Origin of the sequence: Insulibacter thermoxylanivorax (assembly GCF_015472005.1) — a bacterium.
Lineage (GTDB): Bacteria > Bacillota > Bacilli > Paenibacillales > DA-C8 > Insulibacter > Insulibacter thermoxylanivorax.
Genome location: NZ_BMAQ01000033.1, coordinates 51,745 through 64,894, shown reverse-complemented (window position 1 = coordinate 64,894; position 13,150 = coordinate 51,745). Strand labels below are relative to the sequence as shown.

The following is a 13,150-nucleotide window of genomic DNA, read 5'->3' as shown; positions in this document are numbered from 1 at the left end:
ACCATTCTACCAAAACTGATATTCAAACACCAACAACGGCAAGGCTGGCAGCCGGGCATCCCTTGCGGGGCGCTCCCTGCGGTCGCTTGGGAGCTGTCTGCCGCCGCTTAAGGCGCCGAAGCTGCAGCCAAACAGCTTACGATGACTATGGCACGCAATAACGGCCATACTTGTTGTGCGAATTAAAATCAGCATCCTCGAAACGTTAGCTATCATAATTCAATCTTGGCGAGTATGCAAGATGGGGACCGCCGATGGGATCATCAGATCCCCTGTTGCTGCAGGCATCTCATGCGGCAGCTGCTGATGATCAAGACCGAGCGAGATTTGCAGCACCTCTTCGATCGTATCCACGGGTCGGATCGTCAGATCTTCAAGGCCGGCGAAGATCTCCTGCCAATTCTCCTTCGGGATGATCACCGTCCGCGCTCCGGCCTGATACGCCGCATCCACCTTCGCCACGATTCCGCCGACGGGTTTGACCTTGCCGTGGATGCTTACTTCGCCGGTCATCGCCAACGTGTTGTCGACGGGCCGATCGAGCAGCGCAGAGACGATCGCCGTAGCTAAAGCGATGCCCGCAGAGGGGCCGTCGATCGGCACGCCTCCCGGGAAATTGATGTGCAGATCATAGTCATGCGGCTTCATCCCGAGGCGGCGCAGCACCGTCAGGACGTTCTCCACGGAGCTCTTCGCCATGCTCTTGCGGCGGATCGTGCGGGAGCCTCCCCCCATCTCTTCTTCGTCGACGATGCCCGTCAGGTTCACCTTGCCCCGACCGGGTTCCGCGGGCAGTGCCGTCACTTCGATCTCCAGCAGCGTGCCCAGATTCGGTCCGTACACAGCCAGCCCGTTGACCAGTCCCGCCTTTGGTTCAGGATGAATCTTCTTGTCCGGACGCGGCGAGATCTGGCTGCTGCTGATGACCCATTCGATATCCGCCTGCGTGATCTCCGTGCGGTTCTCGGTCATCGCGATGCCGCTGGCAAGCTGCACGATATTCACCGCTTCCCGACCGTTCTTGGCGTATCTCTTAATAACGGCGATTGCTGCATCATTGCGGGGAATGCCGAGCTTGTCGAAAGCCTTGCCGGCGATGTCGCCGATCTCCTCTGCGGTCAGCGGGCGGAAGAAGATCTCCATGCAGCGCGAGCGGATCGCCGGCGGGATCTCATCGGGCGTGCGGGTGGTGGCGCCGACAAGGCGAAAATCAGCGGGCAGACCGTTCTGGAAAATGTCATGAATATGGCGCGGAATATTCGTATCCTCGGAATTATAATAAGCACTTTCAAGGAAGACCTTCCGGTCTTCGAGTACTTTTAGTAATTTATTCATCTGAATGGGATGTAATTCGCCGATCTCATCGATAAACAATACACCGCCGTGCGCCTTCGACACCGCACCTGGCTTGGGCTGAGGAATTCCCGCGATCCCCAACGCCCCTGCTCCCTGATAGATCGGATCGTGCACCGACCCGATGAGCGGATCAGCGATGCCCCGTTCATCGAAGCGCACCGTCGTCGCATCGACTTCGATGAACTTCGCATCTTTCTGGAAGGGGGAGCGCGGCGAACGCTTCGCTTCCTCCAGCACGACGCGGGCTGCGGCGGTCTTCCCGACCCCCGGCGGGCCGTAGATGATCACATGCTGCGGGTTCGGCCCGCAGAGCGCTGCCTTGAGTGCCCGCAAGCCCTCCTTCTGGCCGACGATATCGCTTAACGAGGACGGACGCGTTTTCTCCGCCAGCGGTTTCGTCAGCTGGATGGAACGCATCCTGTGCAGCCGCTCCATCTCCTTGCGCGATTCGCGGTCGACAGCCGTCCTATTCGTCTTCTGATTGCGGAGCAGGTTCCAGAAGTACAGACCGATGACGACGCCGAAGAACAGCTGGATCAACATCAAAATGGTGGTCACACTCATCAATACTACCTCCTATGCCGCTGTCAACGCCTATAGTTGGTAGTATTGCCTTCTCTCCCCACGGATAGTCCGCGCACCGGATGAAATTTTCCCTGCCCGCGAAATAAAAACCTGCGGAAACACCCGACCGCTGCCTTAGCAGCGGCGGACGTATCACACAGGTTCTCACTCGCTTCCTCTCACTTGATGTTTACATTTTATATTACTGTCCTCTTATATTCCCGTCCTCACGATTCCCATTAGCTGCGACGATCAATGCTTCCTGCCCGGGATCACACCAGTGCGTTCATATTCAGCGACCAGTGCATCGATCTCCTTCTTCAGCTCGTCCACCAGTTGATCTTCCGGCACTTTGCGAACGATCTCCCCGTGGCGGAACAGCAAGCCCTCGCCGCGTCCGCCGGCGATGCCGATGTCCGCTTCCCGGGCCTCTCCGGGGCCGTTCACCGCACAGCCAAGTACCGAGACCTTGATCGGAGCTTTGATGTTGGCGATGTATTCCTCCACCTCATTGACGATGGAGAACAGATCGATGTCCAGCCGGCCGCAGGTCGGACAGGAGATCAGGGTAGCGGCATTGGAGATCAGTCCGAAGGACTTCAGAAGTTCACGGGCCACCTTCACTTCTTCGACGGGATCGGCGCTCAAGCTGACGCGAATGGTATTGCCGATGCCTCGTGCAAGCAGCGCACCAAGACCGGCAGCGCTCTTCACCGTACCTGCAAAAAGCGTTCCCGCTTCGGTGATCCCAAGGTGCAGGGGATAGTTGAATTTCTCAGCAGCCATGGTATAGGCTTCGATCGCCATCGGCACATCCGAGGCTTTGAGGGAGACGATGATATCGTAGAAATCAAGTTCTTCCAGGATGCCGATATGGTAGAGCGCGCTCTCCACCATCGCCTCCGCTGTCGGGTACCCGTACTTCTCAAGCAGATGGTTCTCCAGCGATCCGGCGTTGACTCCGATGCGGATCGGGATGCCGCGTTCCTTACATGCCTTGACGACGGCTTCCACCCGATCCCGCTTGCCGATATTGCCGGGATTGATCCTGACCTTGTCGATGCCGTTCTCAATCGCCGCGAGCGCCAAGCGATAGTTAAAGTGGATGTCCGCCACCAGCGGAATGTTGATCTGCTTCTTGATCTCTTTGATCGCGGCGGCGGCTTCCTCTGTGTTCACGGTAACGCGCACCAGCTGGCATCCCGCTTCCTCCAGGCGGCGGATCTCCGCAACCGTCGCTGCGACATCGGCCGTCTTCGTCGTGCACATGCTCTGGATGATAACCTCATCCGCTCCGCCGATCGTTAGATTCCCCACTTTAACCGGCCGTGTATCCTTGCGATGGTACATGTTCTCACTCTCCCATCCTTATATTCCATACACCAACTCATCCCAATCTCTTCATCTGATTTCATCCGCACAGCTGTCCATAGCGAAATATCCATCGCCCGGCACTTCAGTGCCAGTATGCGATGGATAATTCCGTTGGAACAATCTATGCGTGTATACCAGAGCACTGGCTGACTAGATCACATCTTGCCTTACGCATCTTATGCGCTCTCTTCCTTCTGATCGCCGAGGGTGCTTCCATCCTTCAGAGTAAGGATCGGCGGAAGCTTCTCGCGCACGACTTTCTCTGTGATGATGCACTTCTGTACATCATCGCGGGATGGGATCTCATACATCACATCGAGCATGATGCTCTCGATGATCGCACGCAGACCGCGTGCGCCGGTATTGCGCTTGATCGCTTCCTTCGCGATGGCTTCCAGCGCAGCATCTTCGAACTCAAGTTCCACGTTGTCCATCTCAAGCAGCTTCTGATATTGCTTGACAAGTGCATTCTTAGGCTCCTTGAGGATGCGGACCAACGCATGTTCATCCAGCGGCTCCAAGGTCGAGATGACCGGCAGACGACCGACAAACTCCGGGATCAGCCCGTATTTCAGCAGGTCTTCCGGCAGCACCATGCTGAGGTATTCACCGGGCTTCAGATCGGCCTTCATACCCTCGCTGTTGAAGCCGATGACCTTCTTGCCGATCCGGCGCTTGATGATCTGCTCTAAGCCGTCGAATGCTCCGCCGCAGATGAACAGGATATTCGTCGTATCAATCTGGATGAATTCCTGATGCGGATGCTTGCGTCCCCCTTGCGGCGGAACGGAAGCAACGGTTCCTTCCAAGATCTTCAGCAGCGCCTGCTGCACGCCTTCTCCGGAGACATCGCGGGTAATCGATGGGTTCTCCGACTTGCGGGCGATCTTGTCGATCTCATCGATATAGATGATGCCGCGCTCGGCTTTCTCGACGTCGTAGTCCGCCGCCTGGATCAGCTTCAGCAAGATGTTCTCCACATCCTCGCCGACATATCCGGCTTCCGTAAGGGATGTCGCGTCGGCGATGGCGAAAGGCACATTGAGGATGCGGGCCAAAGTCTGAGCCAGCAAGGTCTTACCGCTTCCGGTAGGCCCAACGAGGCAGATGTTGCTCTTCTGCAGCTCGACGTCGTCGTTTTTGATCTTGTTGTTCACGCGTTTGTAATGATTATATACAGCCACGGAGAGGGTCTTCTTCGCTTGATCTTGACCGATGACATACTGGTCGAGAATCTCGCGGATCTCCTGCGGCTTCGGGATCTCCTTCAGATCGAGTTCCTCTTCACCGCCGAGTTCTTCCTCCACAATCTCCGTGCACAGTTCGATGCACTCATCGCAGATATAGACACCAGGACCGGCAACCAACTTGCGGACTTGATCCTGGGATTTCCCGCAGAACGAACACTTTAGTTGTCCCTTCTCATCATTAAACTTGAACATTCGGGTTCACCCCTTCTATCTTCTATAATACTAGATCGCGTCTGGTGATTACTTCATCGATCAGACCGTATGCCTTAGCGTCCTCGGCACTCATGAAGAAGTCACGATCGGTGTCCCTGTCGATCCGCTCATAGGGCTGACCGGTCTGCTGGACATAGAACTCGTTGATCTTCTTCTTCGTCTTCAGGATCCAATCCGCATGGATCTTGATATCTGAAGCTTGGCCTCTGACGCCGCCCAGAGGTTGATGGATCATGATCTCTGCATTGGGCAGGGCGAAGCGTTTGCCCTTGGCACCGCCCGTCAGCAGAACGGATCCCATGCTGGCGGCAAGTCCGACGCATATGGTTGAGACATCGGGCTTAATGTAATTCATGGTATCCAGAATCCCGAATCCTGCGGTCACAGAACCACCGGGAGAATTGATATACAGATGGATATCCTTATCTGGATCTTCTGCAGCGAGGAACAACAGCTGAGCGATCACCACATTCGCTACATCGTCGTCAATCGCGCTGCCCAAGAAGATAATCCTGTCCTTCAACAGGCGTGAGTATATATCGTAGGAGCGTTCTCCGCGGTTGGTCTGTTCTACAACCATTGGCACCAGATTCATTCGTTCTCAACCCTTTCTCGGCCTAACCTTCACTTATTATCGCCTTATATTGTAGCATTAACTCACTGAACTGTCATGGTGGAGTTATGTCCATATTCTTGCTGTTCATACCCGTGTTCATTATGTATATGTTGGGAATTCATAACTATGTTTGGGAACCGGAACCCGCGTGAACCATCTTGGTCCCGAAGTTGAGAAAGAAGGCACGCCGCGGGTAATGCCTAACGTGCCTTCATCTCGCGATCTTGTATGTGATTATGCCTGCCGCGGTACGCTGACTTCGTTCCCAACCCATTCCGCTGTACAGCGAACCTTGATGCGGCTTGTTGCTTAGGCAAAGCTGCTTATCAGCTAACCCCTAGCTTAGGCAACTTCGTTGACCAGTTTGCTGTTGTCCACAAGGAACTGAACGCTCTTGCGAGTGAGCAGATCCGTGCGCAGTTCTTCAAGATAGCCGTTGGCTGTGAAGATGTCACGAAGCTCGTCCACAGGACGTTGATACAGTTCGGCCAGCTTCTTGAGCTCCTCCTCGAACTCCTCGTCGCTTACCGTCAGATTCTCCGCCTTAGCGATCGCTTCAAGTACAAGGAAGTTGCGAACCCGCTTCTCCGCATCCGGTCTCATCTGCTCGCGCAGGGCATCTTCATTCTGACCGGTGAACTGATAATACAGATCTAAGGTTAAGCCTTGTTGACGGATGCGAAGTTCGAAGTCGCGGAGCATGTTGTCAATCTCGGTGCGGATCATGCCCTGCGGAATGTCGACTTGTGCCGCTTCCGCCGCTTTCTCCACAACAGTGTTCTCAACATAGCGCTGCTTCTCTTCTTCTCTGCGCTTACGCAGCGTTTCCTCGATGTCCTTCTTGAGTTCTTCCAAGGTTTCGAACTCGCTGACGTCCTTCGCAAATTCGTCATCCAGCTCAGGCAGAACCTTGCGCTTGATGTCGTTCACTTTCACCTTGAAGACCACCGGCTGCCCAGCCAGTTCCTCGCTGTGGTAGTCCTCCGGGAATGTGACATGGATCTCCTTCTCTTCGCCCTTCTTCATGCCGATCACTTGATCTTCAAATCCGGGGATGAAGGTGTTGGAGCCAAGCACGAGGGAATAGTTCTCGCCTTTGCCTCCTTCGAAGGCCTCGCCGTCTTTGAAACCTTCAAAGTCGATGACCGCTGTATCGCCTTCTTGAGCTGCTTCGCCTTCTTCAAGGACGACGAGCTCGGCATGGCGTTCTTGCATTCGCTTCAATTCTTCTTCTACGTCTTCAGCTGTGACTTTAACTTCCTGATCCTGCACCTCGATGCCCTTGTATTCGCCAAGCTCAACTTCCGGTTTAACATCCACCGTAGCTGTGAACTTAAAGGGCTCGCCCTTGCCGATTTGCTCGATGTTGATCTCCGGCTGATCGACAGGCGTGATGTCTGCTTCTTTGACCGCTTCCATATACGCTTCTGGAAGCAGGATATCGATCGCATCTTGATACAGGCTTTCCACACCAAAACGCTTCTCGAAGATCGCTCTCGGCACTTTACCTTTGCGGAACCCAGGAACGACTACTTTAGGAGCGACTTTCTTGAACGCTTTGTCCAGTGCTTGTAAGAATCTTTCGCTCTCCACCTCCACGGTGAGTACTCCGCGGTTCTTCTCTATTTTTTCCCAACTGACGTTCATTTTATGCCTTCCCCTCCAACAACTTTTCCGTTACATGTTCGAACATCTGCCAGTATAACCATTACATTATATCACAAAACCTTGTCAAGACAACAAATAAACGCATGCCTCCGCACCGCCGGCTGCCGCAGCGCTTAATCATGAACCTGTCGTGCCGTCAAGCCTCATTCATCCTCCGTGCGCGCCCAGCTGTCCAAGGAATGGACGGCCTTCTCAAAGGCCTTCAGATCATCTTCCTCGATCAGTTCATAGAGGTCCCGAATCTCATCCCGCTTCGCACCGCCGAGCATCCGGTCAGCAACGACGAAATGCAAAGCGGCCGCCCATGCATTCGGCTTAAAATCTCCCTTAAGAAGGTAATCGTACATCTCTGTGCCGAAGATGCTGTACAGCCATTCCAGCCAGAACGGCTCCGCGAAGTAGATCAGCGACGGGAATTCCGATTCGCTGACCGTCTTCACCCGACTCAGCACCTGCTGCATCTTCTCAGGAAAAGCCTCCAGCCCGTCGGGCGTCTCTTCAATCCGCACATAGAGCGGAGCTCCTTCGTGAAGAATCGCTACTTGACCGACGACGCCGCGTTTCTTGAGCGCCTTGAGCACCGCGTATTGCAATGTCGGCGGGATCTCCGTGTGCTCCAGCCAGCGGATCAGCGTGTCGTTGATCTGCGGATGATCAAGATAGGTCAGCTGCTCGATGGCCATCAATTTTTCATCCACGCCGGGGGAATATTGAACAAGTTCTAGCAGATGCTCCACGAATCGTTCGTCCGCCTCCGCACGGGAGAGCAGTGCTTTGCGCAAGATATCCGCTTCGGTTTCTTCCGCTTCGGGCTCATCGAATTGCGGGAATTCCTTCTCCAGCCAATCAAGCAGAGCACGCCATTCCTCCATCGTCTCAGTCTCAGACGTCCGGCAATCGAGCAGGAACTTCAGCAGTTCCTTCGCCTCGCCGTACCGCTCGCGCTCAAGAAGTTCGGTGATCTGGAACTGATAGTAATCGATTGTATTGGGAAGCAGGAAGATATTGCTGCTGCGCGTTCGATGCTCTTCGCTTTGGTATGCCATGTTGTTCTTTCACCACCTCTTACACGTGCAGCCAATCGGGGATCCAGTCGCCCATGGATCTGCACAGACAATAATAGAGTTGCGTTGTTTACATTGTTTACAGCGTTTCTTAATGTTATATACACTTCTACTACAGCGCTTCTTCTATAGCACTTCCTGCAGCACTTCTTCACTTCGCGCTGCTTCCAGCGCCGCTTCGTTTGCCGCGGCTTCTATCGCTGTTTATATGATTGAAGCTGTTGGGTGCGGACCAGCTGCGCATGATTCTAACAACATTATTTTAAAAATTAATTATATTATCGTTGGCATTTGTCACCCCGGTGTTATGTATTCCGGTTTCGAACATCACCGCATTCCTTTCCCCATTTCCGTGAGTGTATCAAACGTATACAAGGAAATCAAACGCTTGTTTTGCAATTTTTCCGAGCCTTTCCTACGAAATTTTGTCAAAATATAATTCTAGACAGAACCCTTGATTTTCGTTCGAGCCTGTGCTAATATTAACGATGTTTCTTGTTTATGTCCCAGTAGCTCAGCTGGATAGAGCATGCGCCTTCTAAGCGCACGGTCGGGGGTTCGAATCCCTCCTGGGACGTTATGTATCAATCCCGAAACACTTGGCAGAGGTGTTTCGGGATTTTTTTATAATCTGTTAATCTGTTGCCTGCAATCTCCTTGGATGTTAGATCATTGTTAAAACCAATATGAAGATCGCTAGACTGCGCATTGCGTGCAGTCCGACGCGATACACATTAGGTTGTGGATTCCAAAACAGGACTATCCACCCAGTTAGTCAATACCATCATGCGAACATTTTGTCAATATATGCGATTCGTCTGCTGTATGAACGGCTCAAAAGTGACACGAGATCTAAGCGCTGACCTTATCGAAGATTCCTGATCACGGACAGACATGATGCTTCCCTTTTCAACATACCTTTAGATTGCGCGATTACTTCAATCAGGAAGGAAGGGAAAATCATGTGCGGGATAGCAGGATGGGTGGATTGGAAGAGGGATTTGACCCTTTATCCTTCAATTATAGAGACGATGCTTGAAACGCTCACACCCTGCGGACCGGAAACCACCGGAATCTGGATGACGAACAGCTGCGCCTTAGGCCATCGAAGCGTAAGGGAGAACAGAGCGCAGACGGTGTATCGGGAGGAAGGGGAATCCGCATACTGCATCGTTTTCAGCGGTGCATTATCCAATGCTTCGGACCTAAGGATAGATCTGGAAAAGATCGGGTATGAGTTTCATATTGACAGCGATGCGGAAGTGCTGCTGGTTTCGTACATCGAGTGGGGTCACGTCTGCGTTGAACGGCTGGAAGGAAGCATCGCCTTCGCCGTATGGCATGAACGGGAGCAGTCTTTGTTTGCAGCAAGGGATCTGCGGGGCGGAGAACCGTTGTATTACTGCCGTTTGGAGAACGGCATTCTTTTTAGCTCTGAGAAGAAGGTTCTGCTTATGCATCCCTATGTTGATGTTGATCGTGCAGATGCAGGATTAAGATATGGAGTGGATCTTGAAGAGTTACAGGCAGGGCACAACCTGATTTTCACTTATGGCGGTTTGAATATTAGACCTTATGCCCGCGCCGGCGGTTCATCAGAGATAGAACCCGGCAGTTTTGCGTGAGATCGTACGGGGCGATCGCGATGAGAGACTGATCGGTAGTGAACCAATTCGGTGTTAGACGATCGTTCCGGGGCGGGACGATAGCAGTCGATAGTTTCTGTTGTCTCACGCGGCGTCTCCCGCACTCTGCATGCTGAATCGATACTTTCTGTCGGCTCACGCGGCGTCTCCCGCACTCTGCATGCTGAGTCGATACTTTCTGTCGGCTCACGCGGCGTCTCCCGCACTCTGCATGCTGAATCGATACTTTCTGTCGGCTCACGCACCGCTTCCTATACCATCCATGCAATATAATGCAAAGCCGCGTTCCATCCAGCTCAAGAACGCGGCTTCTCATATGTAAATCCATCACTGCGCCTAACCATCTATTCTATTTTCTATTCATTCTCAGAGGCTCATTCTTCACGGCGGCCGCGCAGCTGCTCGATCAACTGGCGCAGAGCTTGTCCGCGATGGCTGATCGCGTGTTTCTCCTCGCTGCTGAGTTCCGCCATCGTGCGCCTGTATTCAGGCACATAGAACAGCGGATCATAACCGAACCCGCCGTCGCCGGCCGGACGGTCAACGACGTAACCTTCCACACGGCCTTCAGTGACGATCTTCACTTCACCAGCATCCGATGTCGGATCGAGATAAACGATTGAACATACGAAGGCTGCCTTGCTAAGCAGCATTCTCTCTCCGCTGGCAGTGGACACAACCTCGCCTTCAGTGACGCCCCGCTTTGCGAGCTCATCCAGCAGCTTGCAAATATTCGCTTCATCGGACGCATCCTCCCCCGCATATCGAGCAGAGCAGACGCCCGGCGCTCCATCCAGCTTCGTTACGGTTATTCCCGAATCATCGGCGATCACCGGCACACGCAGCGCTTCCGCAGCTGCTCTTGCTTTCAGTTCCGCATTCTCCGCGAAGGTCGTCCCTGTCTCCTCGATCTCGGGGAGATCTGGATAGTCTGCTAGACTGCGCACCACCATGCCCAGCGGCGCTAACATCTGTTTGAATTCCCGCTTCTTTCCTGCATTCCGTGTAGCGACAACTACGATCTGTTTCCCATTTGCGAGCTGTTGCTCATAGTCTGCTCTCATTACCTTTCCACCCTTCACGATCCATTCCTTCAACCTCATCCCTGCACCGACTATTTCCTTGTGCTAGTCTTAACTGCTTATATCTCCGCTGCCGATTCCTTATCAGCTCTGTTCATATCTGTTCATTTTCTCAAACTCATGCATCATTGCTCGCTCACTGCCCGCTGCCGATCTTCTCGCTTACTGTCCGTTGCCGATCTTCTCGCTCAGCGGTCCGAGGATATCCTTCTGCAAACCGATGAGATCGCGAATGCCGGACTCCGCCAACATCAGCATGTTGTCCATCTCCTCCCGGGAGAATGGCGCCTCCTCGCCCGTACCCTGGATCTCGACATACTCGCCCTTGCCCGTCATCACCACGTTCATATCGACTTTCACCTTCGAATCTTCATCATAATTCAGATCGAGCAGGGCTTGATCGTTCAAGATCCCGACGCTTACGGAAGCCAGGAAGTCCGTGATCGGAAACACCGGTAATTTGTGCGTCTCTACGATATGATTTACAGCATAAACCAATGCGATATACGCACCGGTGATCGAAGTCGTCCGCGTTCCGCCGTCGGCCTGAATCACGTCACAGTCCAAGGTAATCGTCCGCTCACCCAATGCTTCCAGATTCACTACAGAGCGAAGCGCACGTCCGATCAGCCGTTGAATCTCCATCGTCCGTCCGCCGAGCTTGCCTTTGATCGATTCCCGTTGATTGCGAACCTGGGTTGCCCTTGGCAGCATCGAATACTCTGCGGTTATCCATCCTTTGCCCTCACCTTTCATGAAGGGCGGGACTTTTTCATCCACGGTGGCTGTACAGATCACTTTGGTGTCCCCGAATTCTATTAGTACAGAACCCTCTGCATGTTTGTTAAAGTGCGGAATGATGTTCACTTTGCGCAATTGATTATACTCTCTGCCGTCGCTTCTCAATGATCGTTTCCTCCTTAACGTGTTCACTACATGTTCACTACATGTTCACTACGTGTTCACTCTCTATACATCATGCCCGAGTTTGCCTAAGCTCTATCCTGCTTGCATCACTGCTTTGCCTAAGCTCTGCCTTGCATCACATATGCTGAATCCCAAGCGTATGCCGCTCCCTATTGTAACAAACGAAGAAAGGAAAATCATCTCAAAATAAATGCACTCAATACCGAGAGCGTCCGCACTGAAGCAGGCGGACGCTCAACAGGCTGCCGATTAGAGTTTCGATTAAAGATTATACCAATTGATGTGATCCGGGCGGGATACCGGTTGGGTCAGGCTCTGATTGTCGCTGCTAAGCACCTCAACATTGCCGTTCACTTTGATCTGGACTTGATCCGCAACCTGGTTCTCCGTCAAGGACAGGATCACGGACTGCATGGACTCTTCCAAGATGCGGAATTCAGGATCCAATATGTAGTCATTGAAATCCACCATCACGAGATCGTCCATGGCCGCGAGCTCCAACACCTCAACATCCGGCGCTAAAACCGCGTACAACCCTTGGCTGTTCGGCCCCTCGATCAGTTCACGCAGGACGGCTGCTGCCTTGTCCTCGCTGTGCTGGATCATCCGGGTAACAGGCACCAAGTACTCAAAGCCGTCCTTCGTCTCACTCTTAAAGTACAGAGTGATCGGCTGAGCCGATGCGAGATGGACGCCTTCTATACTCTCCAGATTTATTCCAAAGGATCTTGTCAAAGGCTCTTGCAGCGGCAGTCCGTTGACCGGCATCTCATGAAGCGGCACGCCGTTGATCCAAAGCTTCACCTTATCGATCGTCGGGAAGCTCGTCAGCGCCCAGGTGATCGCCTCGACGATCTTCCGTTCGTCTTTGGCATCATAGCTTGCAAACTCCGGCGAGAAATCCACAATCGCCAGTTTCTCATCCTCGACGATCTGCATGCCAAGCACGGTGGTGCCCGCTGGAATAAGTCCTGTGAATCCTGCCGGCAGCTCCTTGCTGGAGGTGTTGCCGTCGATCATATATTCCAGAGCACGCTGGGCAATCTCCGGCGTCATCGGAATGCGCATCGTCACCGGGGCAACGTGTCCATACTCGTCTTTATAATATAACGTAACTGGAGCATAGGCGCCCTTCTCCGCCCCTTCACCCATCTCATCCATCTCCCATTGTTCGTCAAGCACATCTTCCCAAGCCCCTTCCGGCGGCGGATCAATGGATGGGGACGGCGAGGGTTGTTCCGTTGAACAGCCTGCCAGCAGGACCATGATGAGTGCCGGGATGATGAGCCACTTTGCTGTTCTTTTGCTCATAGTGATATGTCCTCCTCATGTAATGTTGTACTACTATGTATACGAGCCCCTGCTTGTTTTATAACTGATTAACGAGCCA

The 13,150-nt window shown here is 53.2% G+C and carries 10 protein-coding genes and 1 tRNA gene; 2 read left to right on the top strand and 9 right to left on the bottom strand.

From position 1 onward, the window contains the following. Positions 1 to 219: 219 nt before the first annotated feature. From lonB to PRECH8_RS11685, 6 genes are all read right to left on the bottom strand, one after another. Positions 220 to 1,920: an ATP-dependent protease LonB gene (gene lonB / locus PRECH8_RS11710; RefSeq protein ID WP_200967287.1), complete on the bottom strand. Its 1,701-nt coding sequence runs from the start codon at positions 1,918 to 1,920 to the stop codon at positions 220 to 222. Between the two features lie 252 nt (positions 1,921 to 2,172). Continuing rightward, positions 2,173 to 3,270, bottom strand: a complete 1,098-nt coding sequence (ispG, locus tag PRECH8_RS11705; protein ID WP_200967286.1) for a flavodoxin-dependent (E)-4-hydroxy-3-methylbut-2-enyl-diphosphate synthase — start codon at positions 3,268 to 3,270, stop codon at positions 2,173 to 2,175. Between the two features lie 200 nt (positions 3,271 to 3,470). Beyond that, complete coding sequence (clpX, locus tag PRECH8_RS11700; protein ID WP_200967285.1) at positions 3,471 to 4,736, bottom strand: ATP-dependent protease ATP-binding subunit ClpX; 1,266 nt, start codon at positions 4,734 to 4,736, stop codon at positions 3,471 to 3,473. A 22-nt stretch (positions 4,737 to 4,758) separates the two neighbouring features. After that, on the bottom strand, positions 4,759 to 5,352 hold the full coding sequence (gene clpP / locus PRECH8_RS11695; protein WP_200967284.1) for an ATP-dependent Clp endopeptidase proteolytic subunit ClpP: 594 nt from the start codon (positions 5,350 to 5,352) through the stop codon (positions 4,759 to 4,761). A 363-nt stretch (positions 5,353 to 5,715) separates the two neighbouring features. Next, the gene (gene tig, locus PRECH8_RS11690) at positions 5,716 to 7,020 is read right to left on the bottom strand and encodes a trigger factor (protein ID WP_200967283.1); all 1,305 of its coding nucleotides are present in this window, start codon (positions 7,018 to 7,020) and stop codon (positions 5,716 to 5,718) included. Positions 7,021 to 7,184: 164 nt separating this feature from the next. Continuing rightward, positions 7,185 to 8,087, bottom strand: a complete 903-nt coding sequence (locus PRECH8_RS11685; protein ID WP_200967282.1) for a HEAT repeat domain-containing protein — start codon at positions 8,085 to 8,087, stop codon at positions 7,185 to 7,187. Between the two features lie 521 nt (positions 8,088 to 8,608). Here PRECH8_RS11685 and PRECH8_RS11680 point away from each other — a divergent pair. Further along, positions 8,609 to 8,682, top strand: a tRNA-Arg gene (locus PRECH8_RS11680). 385 nt (positions 8,683 to 9,067) lie between these two features. Further along, the gene (locus tag PRECH8_RS11675; protein WP_503826593.1) at positions 9,068 to 9,730 is read left to right on the top strand and encodes a hypothetical protein; all 663 of its coding nucleotides are present in this window, start codon (positions 9,068 to 9,070) and stop codon (positions 9,728 to 9,730) included. A gap of 395 nt (positions 9,731 to 10,125) precedes the next feature. Here PRECH8_RS11675 and PRECH8_RS11670 read toward each other — a convergent pair whose 3' ends face one another. The 3 genes from PRECH8_RS11670 to PRECH8_RS11660 form a co-directional block, all read right to left on the bottom strand. Then, entirely contained in the window at positions 10,126 to 10,815 is a 690-nt protein-coding gene (locus tag PRECH8_RS11670) for an XTP/dITP diphosphatase (RefSeq protein WP_200967280.1), read from the bottom strand. A 180-nt stretch (positions 10,816 to 10,995) separates the two neighbouring features. Then, the gene (rph, locus tag PRECH8_RS11665; RefSeq protein WP_200967279.1) at positions 10,996 to 11,739 is read right to left on the bottom strand and encodes a ribonuclease PH; all 744 of its coding nucleotides are present in this window, start codon (positions 11,737 to 11,739) and stop codon (positions 10,996 to 10,998) included. 282 nt (positions 11,740 to 12,021) lie between these two features. Then, on the bottom strand, positions 12,022 to 13,071 hold the full coding sequence (locus PRECH8_RS11660) for a GerMN domain-containing protein (RefSeq protein ID WP_200967278.1): 1,050 nt from the start codon (positions 13,069 to 13,071) through the stop codon (positions 12,022 to 12,024). Positions 13,072 to 13,150 lie beyond the last annotated feature (79 nt).

Coding starts and splice junctions, on each gene's coding strand:
- lonB (WP_200967287.1), bottom strand. CDS start 1,920: ATGAGTGTGACCACCATTTTGATGTTGATCCAGCTGTTCTTCGGCGTC.
- ispG (WP_200967286.1), bottom strand. CDS start 3,270: ATGTACCATCGCAAGGATACACGGCCGGTTAAAGTGGGGAATCTAACG.
- clpX (WP_200967285.1), bottom strand. CDS start 4,736: ATGTTCAAGTTTAATGATGAGAAGGGACAACTAAAGTGTTCGTTCTGC.
- clpP (WP_200967284.1), bottom strand. CDS start 5,352: ATGAATCTGGTGCCAATGGTTGTAGAACAGACCAACCGCGGAGAACGC.
- tig (WP_200967283.1), bottom strand. CDS start 7,020: ATGAACGTCAGTTGGGAAAAAATAGAGAAGAACCGCGGAGTACTCACC.
- PRECH8_RS11685 (WP_200967282.1), bottom strand. CDS start 8,087: ATGGCATACCAAAGCGAAGAGCATCGAACGCGCAGCAGCAATATCTTC.
- PRECH8_RS11675 (WP_503826593.1), top strand. CDS start 9,068: ATGTGCGGGATAGCAGGATGGGTGGATTGGAAGAGGGATTTGACCCTT.
- PRECH8_RS11670 (WP_200967280.1), bottom strand. CDS start 10,815: ATGAGAGCAGACTATGAGCAACAGCTCGCAAATGGGAAACAGATCGTA.
- PRECH8_RS11660 (WP_200967278.1), bottom strand. CDS start 13,071: ATGAGCAAAAGAACAGCAAAGTGGCTCATCATCCCGGCACTCATCATG.